This is a genomic window from Vibrio sp. Vb1554 (assembly GCF_033344235.1).
In genome coordinates this window covers 67,920-86,524 of record NZ_JAWPOJ010000011.1, presented here as the reverse complement: position 1 = coordinate 86,524, position 18,605 = coordinate 67,920, and the positions used below count along the sequence as shown (strand labels likewise).

At 45.1% G+C, this 18,605-nt stretch carries 24 protein-coding genes; 10 read left to right on the top strand and 14 right to left on the bottom strand.

From position 1 onward, the window contains the following. Positions 1-158 precede the first annotated feature (158 nt). The 10 genes from vscN to R8N28_RS11560 all read left to right on the top strand — a co-directional run bounded on the left by vscN (position 159) and on the right by R8N28_RS11560 (position 8,715). On the top strand, positions 159-1,481 hold the full coding sequence (vscN, locus tag R8N28_RS11605) for a SctN family type III secretion system ATPase VscN (RefSeq protein WP_065274572.1): 1,323 nt from the start codon (positions 159-161) through the stop codon (positions 1,479-1,481). Then, positions 1,478-1,939, top strand: a complete 462-nt coding sequence (locus tag R8N28_RS11600; protein WP_065274573.1) for a type III secretion protein — start codon at positions 1,478-1,480, stop codon at positions 1,937-1,939. Before vscN ends, R8N28_RS11600 begins: the two co-directional genes overlap by 4 nt. Before the next feature lie 9 nt (positions 1,940-1,948). After that, positions 1,949-3,154 (top strand): type III secretion system needle length determinant, encoded by a 1,206-nt coding sequence (locus tag R8N28_RS11595; protein WP_065274574.1) that lies wholly within the window; start codon positions 1,949-1,951, stop codon positions 3,152-3,154. Then, entirely contained in the window at positions 3,151-4,119 is a 969-nt protein-coding gene (gene vscQ / locus R8N28_RS11590) for a SctQ family type III secretion system cytoplasmic ring protein VscQ (protein ID WP_025768125.1), read from the top strand. The genes R8N28_RS11595 and vscQ overlap by 4 nt, the downstream gene beginning before the upstream one ends. Beyond that, positions 4,116-4,766 (top strand): SctR family type III secretion system export apparatus subunit VscR, encoded by a 651-nt coding sequence (gene vscR, locus R8N28_RS11585; RefSeq protein WP_042523782.1) that lies wholly within the window; start codon positions 4,116-4,118, stop codon positions 4,764-4,766. The genes vscQ and vscR overlap by 4 nt, the downstream gene beginning before the upstream one ends. Before the next feature lie 13 nt (positions 4,767-4,779). Then, positions 4,780-5,046 carry a SctS family type III secretion system export apparatus subunit VscS gene (gene vscS, locus R8N28_RS11580; protein WP_005377227.1) on the top strand — a complete coding sequence of 89 codons (267 nt, stop codon included), beginning with the start codon at positions 4,780-4,782 and terminating at the stop codon, positions 5,044-5,046. Beyond that, the gene (sctT, locus tag R8N28_RS11575) at positions 5,043-5,828 is read left to right on the top strand and encodes a type III secretion system export apparatus subunit SctT (RefSeq protein ID WP_065274575.1); all 786 of its coding nucleotides are present in this window, start codon (positions 5,043-5,045) and stop codon (positions 5,826-5,828) included. The genes vscS and sctT overlap by 4 nt, the downstream gene beginning before the upstream one ends. A gap of 15 nt (positions 5,829-5,843) precedes the next feature. After that, entirely contained in the window at positions 5,844-6,893 is a 1,050-nt protein-coding gene (gene vscU / locus R8N28_RS11570) for a SctU family type III secretion system export apparatus subunit VscU (protein ID WP_005387129.1), read from the top strand. Positions 6,894-6,995: 102 nt separating this feature from the next. After that, a complete protein-coding gene (locus R8N28_RS11565) occupies positions 6,996-7,706 on the top strand; it encodes a helix-turn-helix domain-containing protein (protein WP_054576983.1) in 711 nt (236 codons plus the stop codon). 106 nt (positions 7,707-7,812) lie between these two features. After that, a complete protein-coding gene (locus R8N28_RS11560) occupies positions 7,813-8,715 on the top strand; it encodes a DMT family transporter (protein WP_372587967.1) in 903 nt (300 codons plus the stop codon). An 89-nt stretch (positions 8,716-8,804) separates the two neighbouring features. Here the strand turns inward: R8N28_RS11560 and R8N28_RS11555 are convergent, their stop codons facing one another. The 14 genes from R8N28_RS11555 to sctD form a co-directional block, all read right to left on the bottom strand. Next, the gene (locus R8N28_RS11555) at positions 8,805-10,283 is read right to left on the bottom strand and encodes a cation transporter (RefSeq protein WP_065274576.1); all 1,479 of its coding nucleotides are present in this window, start codon (positions 10,281-10,283) and stop codon (positions 8,805-8,807) included. A 9-nt stretch (positions 10,284-10,292) separates the two neighbouring features. After that, on the bottom strand, positions 10,293-10,751 hold the full coding sequence (locus R8N28_RS11550; RefSeq protein ID WP_005387141.1) for a CesT family type III secretion system chaperone: 459 nt from the start codon (positions 10,749-10,751) through the stop codon (positions 10,293-10,295). 239 nt (positions 10,752-10,990) lie between these two features. After that, on the bottom strand, positions 10,991-11,437 hold the full coding sequence (locus R8N28_RS11545; protein ID WP_065274577.1) for a type III secretion system chaperone: 447 nt from the start codon (positions 11,435-11,437) through the stop codon (positions 10,991-10,993). 255 nt (positions 11,438-11,692) lie between these two features. Then, positions 11,693-12,856: a VopS family T3SS effector adenosine monophosphate-protein transferase gene (locus R8N28_RS11540; RefSeq protein ID WP_025768118.1), complete on the bottom strand. Its 1,164-nt coding sequence runs from the start codon at positions 12,854-12,856 to the stop codon at positions 11,693-11,695. A 3-nt stretch (positions 12,857-12,859) separates the two neighbouring features. After that, positions 12,860-13,291 (bottom strand): type III secretion system chaperone, encoded by a 432-nt coding sequence (locus tag R8N28_RS11535; RefSeq protein ID WP_005377206.1) that lies wholly within the window; start codon positions 13,289-13,291, stop codon positions 12,860-12,862. 185 nt (positions 13,292-13,476) lie between these two features. After that, a complete protein-coding gene (locus tag R8N28_RS11530) occupies positions 13,477-14,115 on the bottom strand; it encodes an HrpE/YscL family type III secretion apparatus protein (protein ID WP_005387146.1) in 639 nt (212 codons plus the stop codon). Continuing rightward, a complete protein-coding gene (gene vscK / locus R8N28_RS11525) occupies positions 14,094-14,759 on the bottom strand; it encodes a SctK family type III secretion system sorting platform protein VscK (RefSeq protein ID WP_054579523.1) in 666 nt (221 codons plus the stop codon). The genes R8N28_RS11530 and vscK overlap by 22 nt, the downstream gene beginning before the upstream one ends. Then, on the bottom strand, positions 14,752-15,498 hold the full coding sequence (sctJ, locus tag R8N28_RS11520; protein ID WP_086012989.1) for a type III secretion system inner membrane ring lipoprotein SctJ: 747 nt from the start codon (positions 15,496-15,498) through the stop codon (positions 14,752-14,754). Before sctJ ends, vscK begins: the two co-directional genes overlap by 8 nt. Beyond that, on the bottom strand, positions 15,498-15,842 hold the full coding sequence (sctI, locus tag R8N28_RS11515; protein WP_005387149.1) for a type III secretion system inner rod subunit SctI: 345 nt from the start codon (positions 15,840-15,842) through the stop codon (positions 15,498-15,500). The genes sctJ and sctI overlap by 1 nt, the downstream gene beginning before the upstream one ends. Before the next feature lie 8 nt (positions 15,843-15,850). Beyond that, positions 15,851-16,486 (bottom strand): YopR family T3SS polymerization control protein, encoded by a 636-nt coding sequence (locus R8N28_RS11510; protein WP_025768115.1) that lies wholly within the window; start codon positions 16,484-16,486, stop codon positions 15,851-15,853. Next, positions 16,483-16,842 carry a YscG family type III secretion system chaperone gene (locus R8N28_RS11505; protein ID WP_005377200.1) on the bottom strand — a complete coding sequence of 120 codons (360 nt, stop codon included), beginning with the start codon at positions 16,840-16,842 and terminating at the stop codon, positions 16,483-16,485. The genes R8N28_RS11510 and R8N28_RS11505 overlap by 4 nt, the downstream gene beginning before the upstream one ends. A gap of 3 nt (positions 16,843-16,845) precedes the next feature. Further along, positions 16,846-17,094 (bottom strand): type III secretion system needle filament subunit SctF, encoded by a 249-nt coding sequence (sctF, locus tag R8N28_RS11500; RefSeq protein WP_005377199.1) that lies wholly within the window; start codon positions 17,092-17,094, stop codon positions 16,846-16,848. Between the two features lie 18 nt (positions 17,095-17,112). Continuing rightward, positions 17,113-17,316 carry an EscE/YscE/SsaE family type III secretion system needle protein co-chaperone gene (locus R8N28_RS11495; protein WP_005377198.1) on the bottom strand — a complete coding sequence of 68 codons (204 nt, stop codon included), beginning with the start codon at positions 17,314-17,316 and terminating at the stop codon, positions 17,113-17,115. After that, positions 17,303-18,604, bottom strand: coding sequence for a type III secretion system inner membrane ring subunit SctD (sctD, locus tag R8N28_RS11490; RefSeq protein WP_065274578.1), 1,302 nt, complete (start codon positions 18,602-18,604; stop codon positions 17,303-17,305). Before sctD ends, R8N28_RS11495 begins: the two co-directional genes overlap by 14 nt. Position 18,605: the final 1 nt, after the last annotated feature.

Sequence of the window (18,605 nt, the reverse complement as noted above, 5' to 3'; positions counted from 1 at the left end):
GGCGAATTATAGAAAGTGCGCTTTGTTGAAGCTGTCAAAATCAGACGTGTTTTTTTAGTGCGCTTTCAGTTTTCTAAAAACTCCCGACTGATATTCACTATAAATTGATTCTTATACTTTCTATCCTCTCAGCATCAATCATTGCGCATATTTTTACCTTGAACGATTTCTCATACATCACTGATATCCAACAATCTGCGATTAAACACACGCGTTTGATCCAAATTCGCGGGCGCGTTACACAAGTCACCGGCACCATTATCAAAGCTGTCGTCCCTGGCGTTCGTGTAGGTGAACTGTGTGAGTTGCGCAATCCCGATCAAACTCTGTCTTTGTTAGCGGAAGTGGTTGGCTTCCAGCAGCATCACGCTTTGCTCACCCCGTTAGGAAATATGTTTGGGATTTCCTCAAATACAGAAGTAAGCCCAATGGGCAAAATGCACGAAGTGGGTGTTGGCGACCACCTGTTAGGTACAACGCTTGACGGGCTTGGACGTCCTTTCGATGGTACGCAGAGTCAGGAACCAAGTGCTTGGTATCCTGTTTATCGCGATGCGCCACCACCAATGCAACGTAAACTAATTGAAAAGCCAATCTCTCTTGGCGTTCGATCCATTGATGGGCTACTGACCTGTGGTGAAGGTCAGCGCATGGGTATTTTTGCAGCGGCTGGCGGGGGTAAAAGTACCCTACTGGCAAAACTGATTCGCTCCGCAGAAGTTGACGTGACCGTTCTCGCCTTAATTGGTGAACGCGGACGCGAAGTGCGCGAGTTTATTGAGCATGACCTAGGCGAAGAAGGAATGGCCAAATCGGTTTTAGTGGTCGCTACCTCTGATCGCCCAGCAATGGAGCGCGCCAAAGCCGCTTTTGTTGCCACTTCTATCGCAGAATATTTTCGTGACCAAGGTAAACGCGTGCTACTGCTGATGGATTCTGTAACGCGTTTCGCCCGCGCACAGAGGGAGATTGGACTAGCCGCAGGCGAGCCACCAACACGACGTGGCTATCCGCCTTCCGTTTTTGCCGCTTTGCCAAAGCTGATGGAACGAGCTGGACAATCAGACAAAGGATCAATTACAGCACTGTACACCGTGTTGGTGGAAGGTGACGACATGACAGAGCCTGTCGCGGATGAAACTCGCTCAATTTTAGACGGGCACATTATTCTCTCGCGTAAACTTGCGGCAATGAACCACTACCCTGCGATTGATGTACTTCGGTCAGCAAGCCGAGTGATGAATCAAATCGTTGAATCCGATCATCAGGCGTCTGCTGCTCATATTCGCGAAATGTTAGCTAAGTATGAAGAAGTTGAACTGCTAATCAAAATTGGCGAATACCAACATGGTGCAGATAGCCGAGCGGATATGGCCATAGCACAAAGTGATGATATACGCGCCTTTTTACGCCAAGGCACTCATGAACCAAGCGATCTTGATGGCGCTATCGCTCAACTTAAAGGGATGGTGAAACAATGATAGAACGCTTATTAGAAATCAAAAAAATTCGCGCTGACCGTGCGGATAAAGCCGTCAAGCGTCAAGAATACCGCGTGTCAAACGCCACAGCACAGGTTCAAAAGGCCGAACGTTCTGTCGCGGACTATCACGTTTGGCGCCAGGAAGAAGAAGAGCGACGTTTTGCTAAAGCAAAACAACAAACGCTCGTTCTCAAAGAGCTGGAAACATTAAGACAAGAAATCGCGTTGTTAAGAGAGAGAGAAGCCGAACTTAAACAGCGTGTGGCCGAGTCAAAAAAAGCGCTTGAAATCGAACGCTCGGCACTTAAAGAAAAGCAAAAAGAGGCGCGACAAGCCCATAAAACCAAAGAAAAATTCGTTCAGTTGCAGCAACAAGAAGTCGCGGAAAAATCGCGAGAAAGGCAATACCAAGAAGAACTCGAACAGGAAGAGTTTCGCACTGTCGACATTATCTAAAGGTTCACTATGCGCATTACCCCAACAACTGAAGCATCGAATACGCTGCACAAATCAACGCCAGAACAAGCGCCTCTCGAGAAGGAGGCCGAGCTTCAATCACAATTCGAGCATGCAATGACGAAGAAGCCTAGCAAGGGAAAGGAGTCTATCGTTGCGAATCCCCAAAAGAATCATACTGGCGAAGAAGACATACCGCTAAGGCATAAGACATCTCAAGGTCTAGATAAGAAACCTAACTCATCGAACCAAGAAGCCAACGCTGACAAAAACACCTCCACTTTAAAAGGTAAAAGTGACGTCGTCACTAAGAGAGATATAGAGAAACCGCAAGACGACGCAGCAAATAGCGAAGAAATAATTAGCGAAAACAATAAATTGCTTAAAAATGATGGAAAAAGCGATGGCGACACAGTTCTAAGCTCCCCTTCTACCGAGCGTGTTGATCCTCACTTTCAAGCTCATTTGAAAGATGATAAACCGACGCCGATGGATAAACATACCTCGCCGGAGTATCTCTCTACGCTTGAATCTGGCTTGCTCCCCCAAAATGCGACAGCGACAGAGCTCGCTCAAGATGGGATTAACATTGTTGGCTTAACGAAAAGGCAAACTGAAAAAACGCACAATAAGCGTGCAACTCCGCCGCTACAGAATACAGGCAAACGATCAGACCAAACTGGTGGCCTGCCTGAAACTAAGCCTCTTGAAAAAATCGTGACGAAAAGCGCACTAGTCGCCGTTAAAACGGATGAAGAAAAAGTGCCTTCTCAACCCCTTGCAAGTGCGGTAACACAAGGCGATGTCATCCTAAAAAGTGTTGCTTCGCAGGCTCAACCAAGCCCAACGCGAGACGTAAACCAATTACTCCAGCAATTGGTGGATAAAATCTATGTTGCTCTGCCAACCGCATCGGACAACAAAGAGGTTCGGCTGTTTCTAAGTGAAGGACAATTAAAAGGTGGCGAAATCCACATCAAGTTGGACGCTCAAGGGTATAGCGTGACGATTCGACAAGAGCATGCCCTTTCCATTATTAGCCAGCAAGCTAGACAAGATCTTGCTGAACGGCTAAACCGATTCGGTGGTGAGCAGCCACTTCGCTTAGCGATCAGCGAACAAACTCAACAGCTCGATCAACAACAACATGAACAACAACACTCACGCCAACAACGCAGCGTGTATGAAGAATGGCAAGCGGAGAATGACCTATGACACCGTTAATAATACCCAAAGTGGATGCAGAAAGTATCGCGCTCAGCAATCAACTTTGTGCAAAACAGTGCCACTTCCAAGGGACTGATGGTCAGAGCGTATCGATTACTGTTGCTCAAATCCCTTCATTTGAAGGGTTCCGTTTAACCACGTTGATTGGAGGGCAAACCCTACAAGTAGACTTTTCTCGTGCGCAGCTCCAACATTGGCTGAAATCGACCTTAAATGCTACTGCGTTTGAGTCCCTGCCTAACTCCCTCCAGTTAGCACTTTTGAGCTCACAGATAGAACCGCATAGTGAGGCAATCAAAGCGCTATTTGGTCAGTTACCCATTCTTAGTCAACTACAGCCGTTAGAGGCGAGCCAGGCCCAAGAGCATACTTTAATGTTAACGCTCAATAAGCCTAACGGCTCTCTTTGTTTGTGGGTTAGCGAAGGATCAGACGTGTTGTTGGATGCGCTACCAAACAGCGCTGCTCTACAAGCTCGACACCTCGCTTTACCTGTGTGGTTAAGTCTTGGAAGGACCCATTTGACGTTAAGCGAATTTAATTCGCTCGAGCTGGGAGATGTCATCTTTTTTGACGATGGTTACATCGCCAAGCAACAAGCCATTTTTCAAGTATCTAACCAGAATCTCTGGCGCTGCCAGTTAGATGACCAAACTCTTCACATTATTGAAAAAGAAACCAATATGAATGACGTAAACACTTCAGAAATGTTAACCGACCACCAGCAACTGCCTGTGGAACTCACGTTTGATATCGGCCATCAAACCATCACGCTAGAGCAGCTTAACCAGCTTCAGCCAGGGTACGTATTCGAGCTAAACCAGCCTGTATCTAAGCCGGTAACATTGCGTGCCAACGGCAAAATCATTGGTGAGTGTGAACTGGTTAATGTTAACGAACATTTAGGTGTGCGCGTACTGGAGCTGTTCGGTGGCACGCAGGAGCCAGCATGATCCAGTTACCCGACGAGCTCAATCTCATTGTCAGCTTAGCACTGCTGGCACTGATCCCATTTATCGCCATGATGGCGACGTCATTTGTGAAACTCGCCGTTGTATTCTCACTGCTGCGTAACGCTCTCGGTGTACAGCAAATTCCGCCGAATATGGCGCTTTACGGATTGGCTATCATTCTGTCAATTTTCATCATGGCTCCCGTCGGGTTTGAAACCTACGACTACGTAAAGCAGCATGATATCTCCCTTGAAGATTCTGCAAGTGTAGAAGGCCTCATTGAAAGCGGTTTACAGCCTTATCGAGAATTTTTGAAAAAGCATATTCGGGAAACCGAAGTCATATTCTTCACTGATGCTGCACGCACATTGTGGCCACAGAAGTACGTAGACCGTTTAGAGTCGGACAGCTTATTGCTCTTACTGCCCGCATTTACCGTCAGCGAGCTTACTCGCGCTTTTGAAATTGGCTTTCTGTTGTACTTACCGTTCATCGCTATTGACCTAATTGTGTCGAATATCCTACTCGCGATGGGGATGATGATGGTATCGCCAATGACGATTTCCCTCCCCTTCAAATTGTTGCTTTTTGTCTTGCTTGACGGCTGGACAAAGCTCACCCACGGCTTAGTGTTGAGTTACGGTTAATCACGGAGAAAGTATGCATTCTGCTGAAATCATTCATTTCACGACTCAAGCATTAACCCTAGTGTTGTACTTGTCATTACCGCCGATTTTAGTCGCAGCATTGGTTGGTACATTGGTGTCGCTTATTCAGGCGTTAACTCAGGTCCAAGAACAAACGTTAGGCTTTGTGGTCAAGCTTATCGCGGTCATTATTACGCTGTTCGTCACAACGCAATGGCTAGGGGCAGAGCTCCACGCCTTCGCCTCGCTTGCTATGGATAAAATTCCTCAAATACGATGAGTTATCACGACTTACACCAGGCTTTATTTTTGTACAGCCTGACGTTACCTCGGTTAATGGCATGCTTCATCTTTTTGCCTATTTTGAGCAAGCAAATGTTAGGCGGCACCATGGTGAGAAATGGTGTGCTTTGCTCACTCGCACTGTTTATATTTCCGATGATTAATCAGCAAAGCTTGCCCGCAGAAACCGACGGCATTTGGCTGATAATGATTTTGGGTAAGGAGATATTAATTGGGCTATTGATAGGGTTTGTTGCTGCTATCCCTTTTTGGGCGATAGAAGCGGCCGGTTTTCTGGTCGACAACCAACGTGGGGCTGCCATGGCAAGTATGTTTAACCCAACGCTAGGCTCACAATCCACACCAACAGCGGTATTACTGACCCAAACGTTGATTACCCTGTTCTTCTCTGGCGGGGGCTTTGTCACTTTTATCTATGCGTTATTCAAAAGCTATACATCTTGGCCGATCGTGGACTTTTTCCCAACCGTTAGCGACGCATGGGTGAGCTTCTTCTACGCGCAATTTGAACAGCTTATGTGGCTTGGTGTGTTGATGTCCGCTCCACTAGTGTTGGCAATGTTTCTTGCTGAGTTTGGTCTGGCGCTTATCAGTCGTTTTGCACCGCAATTGAATGTTTTTTTCCTTGCCATGCCAATAAAAAGTGCCATCGCGAGTGTTTTACTGATCGTGTATCTCGGAATTATGATGGATCACTTTGAAGTACAGTTTTACGGCATTACCCGATTCGCAGAACAACTCAATACCATTTGGCAATAACGCTTAGGATTCTTTATGAGTGCAGAAAAAACAGAGCAACCCACCGCAAAAAAGTTACGCGATGCTCGGCAGAAAGGTCAGGTTGCCAAAAGCCAAGAAATCGTATCGTCTGCATTAATTTTGGCGCTCATAATTGTACTGTTTGCGTTCGCCGATTATTACATGTCGCACATCTCAGCGCTTATTCTCCTACCAAGTAAGCTTGCTTATCAGGGTTTCCAAGATGCGCTAGTCGATGTCGCTATCGCCATCGCAAAAGAAATTGCCTATCTACTCGCTCCGATTATTCTGGTTGCTGCACTCGTCGCCATCTTTTCCAATATGGGGCAGTTCGGGTTCCTATTTAGTGGTGAATCCGTTAAACCCGACATCAAAAAGATCAATCCCGTCGAAGGGGCCAAACGCATTTTTTCCCTTAAGAGTGTGATTGAGTTTATCAAGTCGATCCTTAAAGTCTCTCTTCTTTCCTGCATTATCTGGGTGACATTACGCGGTAACATCAACGCTTTAATGCAAATTCCAACTTGTGGGCTAGAATGTGTCCCGACCATTACTGGCGTCATGATTAAACAATTAATGATTATCTCTTCGGTAGGCTTCATCGTCATCGCTGCCGCAGATTTTGCGTACCAGAAGTTTGATCACACGAAAAAGCTCAAAATGAGCAAGGATGAAGTGAAGCGCGAATACAAAGAGATGGAAGGCAGTCCAGAAATAAAAAGCAAACGTCGTCAGTTGCACCAAGAGCTACAAGCCTCCAATCAACGCGAAAACGTTAAACGTTCTAATGTATTAGTTACAAACCCAACACATATCGCGGTTGGCCTTTATTACAAGAAAGGCGAAACGCCCCTGCCCGTCATCACTTTGATGGAAACCGATGCGGTAGCCAAACGTATGGTCGCAATCGCTAAAGAAGAAGGCGTTCCTGTGATGCAAAAAGTCCCTCTTGCTCGTGCACTATACGCCGACGGTAACGTCGACCAGTACATCCCAAGCGATCTTATTGAGGCAACTGCGGAAGTGCTTCGTTGGTTGGCTTCGTTAGAGTCCGAGGCGGACTAACAAACCACATCCCATTCAAGATCTGGGCTTACAACTGCCCAGCTTTCAACCTCGATACTTTCAACGCTATAATGCGGTATCCTTTAACTGTATGTTGTTTTTATGAAATCTAGCTTAAGCATTCGCTCCTACACGAAACGTATGAGCCGACATACTCATAGTGATTATCATCAACTGGTGCTTCCTCTCCAGGGCAACATACATATTGATATGGATAGTTATGTCGGAAAGGTGGCGGTTGGCGACTGCATAGTCATCCCCAAAAGTTGTGCTCACGGTTTTAATGCCGAAGAGTCATCACGCTTTATTGTTGCGGATATGACCACTTTGCCCACTCATTTGATGGATAATAGTGTGGCTGTGTTTTCGATTAGCCCGCCTCTACTGAGCTTTATCCAGTTTGTCGAAAAGCAACTTGAGTATCAGGTTAATGATGAAATTGAAAACTCAATGGTTGCAACCTTCTATCTGTTGCTGGAGCAGCAAAAGCGGTCTCGCTCCGTGGATTCGCGTATTCGAGATGTACAGGTTTTGATCGCCGAGCAGCTTGATCAGCCACTCACCATTGCCTCGTTAGCGAATGCCGCTTGCTTGAGTCCGACGCAATTTAAAAAGCTTTTTAAAGAGCAATTAAAAGTAAGCGTCCATAAGTACATTACACTACAACGTATGGAAAAAGCCAAAGCACTACTGACTCATACAGACCTTCCAGTTCAGTTGATAGCTGAACGAGTTGGCTATAGTGATCTTTCCGCGTTTAGTCGACGGTTTTCAATGCATTTTGGTATGTCTCCTAGAGAGTTTTCCCGATAGTCACTAAAATAGTCTTCTGGAACAAGTATTCCGTCTTTTCAGCACAAAAATCTCTATCGCTTTCTTTTATTCTTTCTACCCTAAAACAGCCATTCACTAGGTAGAAATTACAGTGTTAAAAAAACATTTCACCGACTATCAATTAGGAACTTTATCCATACTTTTTGCTTCAACCCTGTGGGGAACGACGGGCACCGCTGCCAGCTTGGCACCGGATGTCAGTGCTCTCGCCATTGGCGCATTTTCTATGGGTATTGGTGGATTTATGCAAGCATGTCTGTCTGCGAAGTCACTGAAGAGAGATTTTCGAAAAGTCGTACATAAGAAGAAAACGTTACTGGTTAGTATTATCGCCTTAGCCACCTACCCACTGGCTTTTTATTCATCAATGCGATTCGCTGGTGTGGCTATTGGTACGGTTATTTCTATCTCCACTGCTCCTTTCTTTTCTGCTTTGTTAGAGTGTCTCTTTAGCCGAAATCAGACCATAACCAAGCGCTGGATGATGAGTTTCGCAATCGGGGTCATTGGCATTACCTTGTTGCTGGCTTCTGAGTCATCCGCAAATAGCTTATTTGATCAGGATATGAAGCATTGGGGTGTATTACTTGGCCTATTGGCAGGTTTGACGTACGCCATTTACTCATGGGGAGTAAAGGCTATGATTGACCACGGCATTGAATCGCAAACGGCCATGGGAAGTGTTTTTGGTATTGGTGGAGTTTTGCTTCTACCAACACTTTTTATCACGGGTGATAATCTATTTGCATCGTCAACTAATACGACGGTCATGCTCTACATGGCCTTGATTCCAATGGGGTTAGGTTACGTCGCTTTTGGGTTTGGGCTACGGTTTGTTACAGCCAGTGGAGCTAGTATACTCACGCTATTTGAACCTGTTATCGCAGCAGCACTAGCAGTTGCGATTGTTGGGGAAGAAATTTCTCTCATTGGTTGGGTTGGTATAACGTTGACACTTGTGTGTTTGTTTCTTCAGTCGAAAAATTAAATTCAATGGCGATGAGCCAGCCCCAAAAAGTAACGCTGACGGTAGATAAAGTAAGGAGCAGCACCTACTCCCTACTTTACCATTTGAAATTACACCCAGCCTTCTGCCAAGTACATCAATCGCAATTGACTTGGTGAGCCTAATTTTTCTAGCGCTTCTAACTGGACGTCACTCAGGTTTGGGCATTTATCAAGATAAACTCGTCCGTTTGCTGCATCTAGGGGGAGCTTGTAGGTGAGCTTTTCGTTGATTTTACTTGCTTCCCCTTTATCAATCGCTCGAACAGCTGGCATGAGCCAATCCCAATCTTCTCCTAACAGTTTTTTAAACGCCCCGTTAGCAATAGACTCGGTTTTACTTGGTGCATCCTCTGGGCTTAGCTTCAAGATAGAGTCTACGTCAGGAACCAAGTGCTCACTTGGCTCTGAACCCAACATCTTTTTCAGTGTTAATCGAGCGGCTTCCATCTCTTGTGCCTCTTTAGGCGCTTGAGGAGAAGTCATTGCAGTATTCTCCTTAGGACCAAGGTACGCCATTAATGCACGGACAGAAGCCGGATCTTGCATACTGAAGGTAAAGTCTCCTTTTGCATTGGAAACTTCAAGTCTAGGTAAAACACCAGACATTTCACCTTGCATAAGTTGCTCTTTTACTTCCGTATTTAACCCGTATGCCCCAGCTTGGTTCGCCACAAAACCACCGCCGCTCATGATAGCAGTCGTTGCCGCAGAACCGATTGCCTCTTTTGCTATCGGTGTGACGCCCACCGTTGCTACAGAGCTAACACCGAACGTGCCCAGGCTCCCCGTCGCCATACCTAATGTAGCTCCAATGCCACCTTCAGCCGACAGTATCGCATGACCTTGAGCCAAGGTTTGCTGCATCGGCATAGAAAGACGTTGATCTCGCCCTGGCAGCTGTGAAATTTGTTCTAACTGATGATGGTAAGCCTCAGCATCACCATTTACGGCCGCTTTGTGCAGCTCTCGACCTGTAGAAATCAATAAGCCAACGCCAGGTAATGCCAAGTTAATAACGGCGTTCACACCAGAACCTTTTAGCTTTTCTTTGCCCATCTGTAACAGTTCAGCAGCGAAGCCATCCATTTTTCCTGGATACTGGGCTTCTAAACTCACCTGCATACGCGGATCTTTGCTGATCGCATCAAACGTATTTTTAAGCTGCTGGTACGTATCGCTGCTCACTTTTATTTCATCCAATAGGCTGACAACTTCTAAGATTTTACGCTCAGTAAGTGGCTCACCGCGATAGCCTGAAGGACTCACTAGGGAGTAAGCCAACAGCGCAACCTCAGGTTTTTCTTGCTTAAGTAGCGCCTGCTTTAGATCAAGGTGAGTTTTGATGTTTTCTTGGAAAAACTTAGTGTATTTGCTTCTCAATACGCCTTCGTGAATAGAAGCAAACTTATGACCTTTGTGGAATGTGGAAGGTTCTTTTACTTCACCTCTTTTACTGATCACTCGGTCATCTTTTTGCGCAGCAACTGCACGAAACTGTTCTAGATCAGGTACTGGGCTTTGGCTGATTTTTTGTGTTGTATTAACCATTTTTCTCTCCTACACACGAAGTGATTGAACATGAGCTTGTTCATGATTAGAGGTGGTTGGAATCGCTTGATCCAACATTGCGAAACGCGCTTGCCACAGCTCGGCCTGTTCAATAACTTCGTGAAACCAAGCGGTAAGGTTCGTCGTATTTAGATGCTCAACGGGTTTACGTCCTGCTAAGACAAGCTGTCGACCGTTTGGAGCCAAAGCAAGTGCGAGGCTGCCACTACCTATTCCTTGATAGTTAGCATGAGCAAGAAGCTCTAAACCTTTTAGTCGTTGTTCACCGGATTTTTCTAACCCTCCGAACGTTACAGACAACATCAAATCATCCGTATCTGTCGCGATGAAATACAACATGTAGCGATCATCGACCAGTAGCTGACAACGTTCATTTTCTTCAAAATTCAGTTCGGGCAACTCATTGAGCTGGCAAAACTCCAAGAGCAGTTGTTGAATCGTGTTCATAACTTTTTCCTTTTGTTTCAATAACTCTATTGAACAACGATTGCAGATTGAACGATGTCGGTAATGGCTTTATTTTTGTCACTTTTTCGCCTTCATTGTGAGGTTTTCCTCAGAAATCTCGCTCTAAAAACGAGTTGCCAGAGTAATAAAAAAGAGCAGCTCAGAGCTGCTCTTCAATAAAGGTTAGATGCTTAGCATGGTGTATTTGCGATGTATTAATATTGACCATGTGTGATGCCTTAAACTTGAATAAATGCGTGTACGTCTGTTTGGCTAAAATCTACAACCGTGTTGTTTTGAAATAACTGTACCCAAGTATCAACTAATTCACTCAACTGAATGATTAAGTTAGCAATGTTGGTGAGTTCACTTCCAGCCGCGATAGCAACTTGAAGAACAACGTCTTTGCGTGTTGGATTCACACAAAACTGCACACCACCTGTTTCTCGATACAAAAAGTTGTATTCAAGTAAAACTTGAAGTTTATCTAGCGTAATATCATCTTGTTCTATAAGCAGGTTTTTGGAAATCAATAACTCGCCTTTTTCCTCTACGAGCAGAACATCGACACTGTTGTTTTCAGCAAAATGCAGTGACCACATTTGATCGTCATACGCTGTCACGCGCTCAAGGTTCAGCACTTCTCCTAGCTCAGAGAGAAGCATATTAATCTTTCCTGTATCCATGTTGTGTCCTGTCTAATTTATTATAACTAAGTGACATCGATATATTTGTTTCAGCGAAGCCACTTGGGTATAACGGCTCATTTAAATAAGCGAATAAGGATAAAAGAGATTTTATGGCGAGATAGAAACCGACACTTTATTTCAACGTCTCATTTTTATTGCTATTAGCCGTTTTATTGAGAAGAAAAATTAAGGTTAAGCTGGAAAATAAAAGAGCGGCAATCGCCGCTCCAAAAATTAAATAGAAGTAAAAAATCACTTAATACCGTGAAGGCTATTTTCTGCATCCATAGCTAAAGGATTGAACGAGTCGTTACGAAGTTCTGCTATCGCGTATAGCATACGCCCCATGCGACCATTTCCATCGGTAAAGCCATGGTACCCGATAACTCCGGCGAACAAATGTTTACCTAAGTCTTTATCTTCTACAGGGTTCTCTTTCAAAAAGCCTTCAATGTGCTGCTTTAACATGCCCTCACCGCCAATACTTGAAGGCAAAGTGCCACCCGAAATATTTGGCCCTCGGTAATCACGCTCAACATTAGGCACCAATCGAGCGTGTAGCTCTTTTAGGTTTTCCATATTCAATAAGTCTTTACCATTAGACGCGTATTCTTTCAGTAAAGACGTAATATTTTCGGCATCGTTTCCTTTAGAGTTAGAAGCATTAATGATCCACGCCGCAGCTCTTTCAACATTATTGGTTACGCCACTTTTGTTAAACGCGTCCTCTGCCAGTCCTTCAGCGTATACACCTTGGCTTAGATCGGTGCTTGCTAGACCTTCGATATGACGTTGCGCCGATTTAAGATGCATCACCTCCATATCAAACACCGCTTGCATTTGATTAATGCTACCTGCCGGGTTTTTCTGCGCTGCAGATACACCACCGCCGTAGTCTTTTACTACACGTCCAGCAAGCGACTTCGCTGCACTTTCGCCAATCAGTGATGTGAGGTTTTTACCAGAATCGGTTTCTAACATTGCCTCTGTCATCGCTCGCTCTGCTAACTGGTTTAGCTCAGCAGAGTTCGACTGAACTGATTTACTGTCTAACTTCGCAAAGGCATTTAAGACATCTGATGCGGTTTTTATGCTTCCATCTTTGAAGAACATTTGTCCATGCTCAACAGAAGAAGCAGCTTGTAAACGCTGAGCTTGTCCTTGCTCATTATCAAATACGGCTTTTGTAAGGGCTTTCGCTACCGATTGTGGGCTACCTTCGCGAAACAGTTTTCCTGTCGCTTCAAAAAATCGCGCTACTGCACCATTCGTAGGATTGGCGCGAGTAAATTCTTGGGTCGCTGCGTTAATTTGGTATTCTTTGCCACCAATACTCAGCTTACCTTCGTTAAGTATCTCGTTACGAGCTTGCGGCATGGCAGCCTGCAACGCGCTAACACTTCCAAAACTGATCATGTTTTAAACCCTTAATGTGGAAAAATGAGTGGTATTCGTTTCCGGTACTTCGGTTGTTTTATTGGTTACTTCTTGTGTATTCGCACTTTTTAACCACTCGATGAAATTCGCAAATGACTCATCGAAAAAAGATGCAGTTAGCAGTTGCTGAGGCAGGTGTATGAAACCGATATATCCGGTCTCTTCCTCCCAGCATACCGCTGGAGAGCCTTGCGTTAAGGCATCTTTCATATGTTGATGCAAAATATCAGCACTCGGTTTATTACCTGAAATCAGCCCGATAAGCGTCACACGATCTTCTTGTGCACGAATTGTGATTGCTGTGTTTTGCTCAACGAGTAGATGGCAACAATCATCCTCATCAAAAACCAACGGCTCCAATTGGCAGCGGCTGGCAAAATCTGTCAGTAAAGAAGTTATAAATCCATTAGCCATTCGACTAAATAATCCTATTTTTGTTGTTTTAGAGGCGCTGCTTGGTTGCAACACTTATCAACTAAGCAGCTTTCTTAGATGTATTCTTAAGGATTTATGGCAGTGAATATTTTAGAAATGGTCGGATTTTTTTTGTTTAAAGGCATTAAAATGAAAAAACTCAGCAAGTGCTGAGTTTTTGAGGTTTATTCATGAATCGTAATTTTACGCTCGCTGAGCTGCTTCACCATGGCTTGCTTTAATGCATGCAGCTGTCCATCAATACTGGCGTCGATGATCCCAACTTCTGTTTCCAAAATGCAGCCTCCATTTTTCAAGCGCGCATCTGCTACCACGTCAACGTAACCGACTTCAGGGAAATCACTTAATACACCAGCCACCTTTTCCCTCACCTCAACAACCTGCTCTGGGTGGACATGTAAAATGACCTGCTTTTGGTTGCTCACCAGTTGCAACGCTTCTCGAACTACACTCACCGTGGTATCGACATCATCGAAGGTATCGATGATCTTACGTACTGCTTCTAACACCACACCTGTCATTTTTTCTTCGACTTGCTGATAGTAGTCATTACAACGTGCTAAGGTTTCAACCATCGTTTGCGCATTTTCAATCTTGGCTTGTGCAAGGCCATCTTGATAACCACGTTGTTTTTCGGTTTCGTAGGCTTGTTGGGCATTAGCAATGATGCTTTCAGCTTTGGAGTTCGCGGCTTCAACTAAGTGTTGCGAATCCAGATAACTGGCATAATCTTTCGCTTTCAGCACCTTTAAGCCAGGTGCCAGCTGCAAATTGTCTGTTTTTATTTCAACAAATGAAACCATTGAGGAATAACCTGTTTTGCGATTTTTTTTGTGAGTCGATACGCCAGATCTCGTTGATCCGCTTCCAACCAGTTAGCTGTTTCCGCGTTTTCGCTAAGTTGCTTTTCCAATTTGAATTGCCAACGAAGAACAACATCTTCCGGTGAGTTAATCAAAATAAACCTCATCCAAAAATATCCCAGCGCCCTCATGCTTGCTTCAACAGACCTTTCATCCAGTAGTTCTGGTAACGAACGCTGCCAGCCTTGCGGCCAGCAGGATAACAGCATCGGTCCGTTTTGAATTAAGAACCGAGCGCCTTCCAAACCAAATACGTTGTTCAGAACCTGTTTAGGATGTTTTAAGACAACGCTTCGCATCGCAACGCAATGCAAAGCTCCACCCACCATCAATACGAGTTGATTCAACGCGTCTGTCGGGAGCAATGCCAAACTATGACAAGGTCTGTTAAAAGCCATCTCAGGAACGGGAGATAACGCCCACTCATTGATACACCATTGGTTGAACATGGGGTTATCTCTCCAGCCTTCGATATTTAGTAACCAAGGCTGCTTTTGCTCTATCCAACTTCTATGGATGTACTGGCAAGGCGCATAGTTAAACTGGTGTTGTACCTGCGCGAGTGGTGTTTCTGGTTTAACCACGCTTCGTGTTCCTACGACACCATGTAAAAGTAGCGATATTCGAGCCGATGAGTGCCGCTACCAAGAACACCAAAATGGCGATAAGATTATTCGCCGTCTCTTTGGTGACCTGAACCGACAAAATGCTTTTAAATTGATTGTTTTGAGTAGCAACTCGAACCTCTGATGAGGGTACCATCACTACGCTGATTCGATCGTAGTTCAACCCCTCAATACTGTTGTTCACTAATAATTTGATCTGCGGAACATATGAATCAAGCGCAATATCTGCCGCGTGTTTAATAAATACGGAGGCAGAAGCTGGAGTTGGACGCTCTCCTGGACGCAGATCTTGATCTTCCAAAACAACATGAACACGTGCCACTAGCACGCCATCAATCTGAGATAAGGTTGAGGAGAGCTCTTGAGATTTCGCGTATACCAAACGTGCTCGTTCTGCTAATGGTGACGAGATCAAATCGTCTTTGGGAAACACTTCTTTCAGTGTGGAAAACTGCTCTCTTGGATAACCTTTTCGCTTTAGCGCGTCTACCGCGAAGGCGATTTGGGAACTGTCTACCATTAACTTGACGGTGTTGTCTTTGTCAGGCTCTTTTGTTGCAACGACACCTTCGGATAGTAAGATCGACAACATCTCATTACCCTCTTTCTGAGTAACGTTGGTGTATAACTCGGTCTGACAACCTACCAGAAACAACGTGAGCATGATGAAAACTGCTCTCATTTTATTCATCATCACTATTGTGCCTTCAATAAGGTTTCTACGTTTTGTGTGGTTTTACCCACGGTTTTCGCGATCAGCTCTTCTTGAAAAGTAATGCGTGTCAGCGCCCACTGCATTTGCAGTAATTGCGCCGGATCATCACCCACCATCTTCATGTTGTCTTGCAGGTTACTTTTCGCGTTATCGATAGTGTTTTTCAACTCGCTGATGTTTTCTAGCAAACCTCCCTCCAGGCCATTACTTGCCTCGGGAACCGACATGGCTTGCTCAAAACGTTCGCTTAAACCGTCTTCGACTTGCGCATCCTGTAACTTATCAATGTTGGTTTGCATCACCTCGGTGTACTGCGTGTTTATCATATGTACTCCTAAGATAAATCTAACTTGTGACTGTGAGTCATGATGTTTTTCACCATCGCATTTTTTTGGATCATGAAGCTAAGTTCATCACGAACCATGTCCAGTGTTGATGCCATATCAGGTAACGACTTCAACTCTGCCCAGCAATGCCATAAGGCTTGTTCTTTCTGGGCACCCAGTGGAAAATGCTGCGCTAGCATTGCTTTTAGTGCTGTTTTATCAGCAGGTGGTTCGGCAATAAGCTGTCCCGAAAAATTCCCTAGTAACTCCTGCTTCAACACCTTTAACAAATCAGATTGTGGCTGCTCGTTGCCTTTTGCACTCTTCGCCTCATGAAAGGCGTACCACATTGCCTCTCGTTTAACTTGAGGGTCGGAAAACGCTTCATTTAACGATGATAAGACACTTTGTTTACTGACAACCTCTGCGTCTTTTAATGATTCGTACCACGCTTTAATCTCCGCCAGTTTCGCTTCTGTTTTCTCTAGCGTCTCTTTTGGAGAAACATGTGAAACTTGCTCTTGCTTGTCACTTCGCTCCATGAGTGCTTTCATCTTGTCTTCATCGCTCCGCTCATAATGGCGCGACTCCGACTGACGCAAAGATTGGTGTTGAAGACTTAGGTTACTTGAATCAATGATCATCCAAGATTCCTAATGTCCTGAGAAAAGCTCGCAGCAAATGCTTGGCTTTCTTCGCTTCCTTGTGACGCAAGTTCTACCCAGCTTTCCGCTTTGCTCAGTAAACCGGCTTTGGCAGAAGCAAGAGCCGCTAAGCTGATCAGATCTGGATAGGCGTTACAAAGTGGTTCGAGTAATTGATGAGCCTCTTCATACAAGCCTTTATTCATGAGGCTCATTGCACGAATCATCGCAACGGTCTCTTCAGAACCTGAGCTTGCTTCAAGGCCATCTGCAATCGTGTTGGCTTCTTGATGACGATGCATACCTGTTGCCATCAGCGCGATTTCAGCCAGCAGTTGGCGCGTTTCTCGTTCCATGCTTTACACCTTCTGGAGAATCGACTGCATCACATCTTTAATCGCACGAGTAGTGGTCGCATTGATATTGTAAACAACAGACCATTTGTTGATCGCGTGCTGAAGCTCGGCAAGCTTTGATGGATCATCGGCATTGGTTTCTAGATTCTTGATGGCTGCCGTCACTTCTGTGTTGGCATCTTTCGCTTGTTGTTCTAACTTAGCTTTAACATCATCAAGGTTTACACTGTTACTAGCATCGTAAAATGACATAAGACTTCCTCGTATTTTTTAGTTAGCTTCGTATGATTCAACGACCGCATGGGCGGCGGTGTAAGCTTCATACTGTTTGAGTAGCAATTGGTACTGCTGTGGTGAGCACCCTAAATCCAACTGACGTTTCACCACCGCTTGTGCTTCTAAGAGCTTGCTCTTAATCTTGTGCACTTCCGCACCGTTTGTGTCGTTATTTAAAATTTGTTCAAGATTTGTCATTGTTCGTCTCGCCTTCATATCCAAGTTCTATTGTTATCACCCGCCCGCCTTTAACCAACTCAATACCAGCAGGTGTAACACTGGATATTCGGTAGCCCTGAGGCGTTCTTGCACCGACCATATAGCGAACGTTATCGGTTAGAATCACATATGGAACCTGGCCAAAGTTAACGCTACGAAACGGGAAATCGATGTTGGTGCCTTTACTCACCTTAGGTATGGATTTCAAAACTAAGTACGGTTTCTCACCATATTGTTCCCGGAAGTCTCGGGTCACACCGTAAAATCGAGTCGTTTCGATATCATCAAGCTCACCACGAACTTCAATGCGATCACCGCTGGTGACCAACTGGACTTTTTTCAGTAGCTCCGCATCCGTCAATAACGCTTTTAGCGTATCCATGTAGGCACCAGCTCGCTGCAGTTCAACCTTCCACGCAATAAGACCCGGCACGTCTCGCTCCAAAATTTGTTCAACTTGGTTCCAGCGGCTGGCATCATCGATATAGCCCGTCAGCAGCAGTGTGCCGGTCTCATCGCCATTTTCGACTTTCACTTGGTGATAGCCGAGGTTGCGCAAAATAAATCGAACCCCGCGACGGATTTCTTCCATCGTTCTTAAGTCACTTTTGTAATTGATGCCCAATACATCAATTCGACCAAGCAGATCGAGTTTCTGTGTTCGGTCTTCAACATAGCCCTCTAAGACTGCTTGGCGTGCGGCGGCATTCCATTCCACGCGAACGTCGCTAAGTTTGAGCTCGCCTAAGATGTTACGTACCAAAACAATGGGTTCTGCTTCTGTAACAATTTCATTGTTGTTTCCGTTAGCTTGGCTGTACCACATACCGGCAAAAATGACACTCGGGACAAAACTACAAAGCAAAACGATGAGCGTTGTTTTTTTCCAGCTAGAGCGTTGCACAGCAACCACAGGTGTATTCTGTTGGCTAGATTCGTCGCTGACGTTACTCACAATTAACGCATCTTCCGCGTATCCCAGAGCGAACTTCACAACGCCGACCGAGACAACAGCATGGCGTGACAACTCGATACCATCACCTGCAACAGCGATGTCTTCACTGTTAATATTTGCCTCTTCGCAGCCTCGTAAAATGACCGAGTCTTGCTGGCAAACGAGGGTGAAATGGTTCGCTTCGACCCCAGCATCAGACAGTACAAGATCAGCAATAAAGTCGTCACTGCCAAGCACGAGAGCACCTTCAGGTAAGGTGACTTCTACTCCGGTATGCACGCCTGATAAAATACGAATTTTCCATTGCTGCATC

What these genes read in the sequence shown, in the direction of transcription:
- vscS (WP_005377227.1), top strand. Translation starts at nt 4,780, where the DNA reads ATGCATTCTGCTGAAATCATTCATTTCACGACTCAAGCATTAACCCTA.
- R8N28_RS11600 (WP_065274573.1), top strand. Translation starts at nt 1,478, where the DNA reads ATGATAGAACGCTTATTAGAAATCAAAAAAATTCGCGCTGACCGTGCG.
- sctI (WP_005387149.1), bottom strand. Translation starts at nt 15,842, where the DNA reads ATGATAAACACGCAGTACACCGAGGTGATGCAAACCAACATTGATAAG.
- R8N28_RS11565 (WP_054576983.1), top strand. Translation starts at nt 6,996, where the DNA reads ATGAAATCTAGCTTAAGCATTCGCTCCTACACGAAACGTATGAGCCGA.
- sctF (WP_005377199.1), bottom strand. Translation starts at nt 17,094, where the DNA reads ATGTCATTTTACGATGCTAGTAACAGTGTAAACCTTGATGATGTTAAA.
- vscU (WP_005387129.1), top strand. Translation starts at nt 5,844, where the DNA reads ATGAGTGCAGAAAAAACAGAGCAACCCACCGCAAAAAAGTTACGCGAT.
- R8N28_RS11535 (WP_005377206.1), bottom strand. Translation starts at nt 13,291, where the DNA reads ATGGCTAATGGATTTATAACTTCTTTACTGACAGATTTTGCCAGCCGC.
- R8N28_RS11530 (WP_005387146.1), bottom strand. Translation starts at nt 14,115, where the DNA reads ATGGTTTCATTTGTTGAAATAAAAACAGACAATTTGCAGCTGGCACCT.
- vscQ (WP_025768125.1), top strand. Translation starts at nt 3,151, where the DNA reads ATGACACCGTTAATAATACCCAAAGTGGATGCAGAAAGTATCGCGCTC.
- R8N28_RS11555 (WP_065274576.1), bottom strand. Translation starts at nt 10,283, where the DNA reads ATGGTTAATACAACACAAAAAATCAGCCAAAGCCCAGTACCTGATCTA.
- R8N28_RS11495 (WP_005377198.1), bottom strand. Translation starts at nt 17,316, where the DNA reads ATGACAAATCTTGAACAAATTTTAAATAACGACACAAACGGTGCGGAA.
- sctT (WP_065274575.1), top strand. Translation starts at nt 5,043, where the DNA reads ATGAGTTATCACGACTTACACCAGGCTTTATTTTTGTACAGCCTGACG.
- R8N28_RS11540 (WP_025768118.1), bottom strand. Translation starts at nt 12,856, where the DNA reads ATGATCAGTTTTGGAAGTGTTAGCGCGTTGCAGGCTGCCATGCCGCAA.
- R8N28_RS11550 (WP_005387141.1), bottom strand. Translation starts at nt 10,751, where the DNA reads ATGAACACGATTCAACAACTGCTCTTGGAGTTTTGCCAGCTCAATGAG.
- R8N28_RS11595 (WP_065274574.1), top strand. Translation starts at nt 1,949, where the DNA reads ATGCGCATTACCCCAACAACTGAAGCATCGAATACGCTGCACAAATCA.
- R8N28_RS11545 (WP_065274577.1), bottom strand. Translation starts at nt 11,437, where the DNA reads ATGGATACAGGAAAGATTAATATGCTTCTCTCTGAGCTAGGAGAAGTG.
- R8N28_RS11510 (WP_025768115.1), bottom strand. Translation starts at nt 16,486, where the DNA reads ATGATCATTGATTCAAGTAACCTAAGTCTTCAACACCAATCTTTGCGT.
- vscR (WP_042523782.1), top strand. Translation starts at nt 4,116, where the DNA reads ATGATCCAGTTACCCGACGAGCTCAATCTCATTGTCAGCTTAGCACTG.
- R8N28_RS11505 (WP_005377200.1), bottom strand. Translation starts at nt 16,842, where the DNA reads ATGGAACGAGAAACGCGCCAACTGCTGGCTGAAATCGCGCTGATGGCA.
- sctD (WP_065274578.1), bottom strand. Translation starts at nt 18,604, where the DNA reads ATGCAGCAATGGAAAATTCGTATTTTATCAGGCGTGCATACCGGAGTA.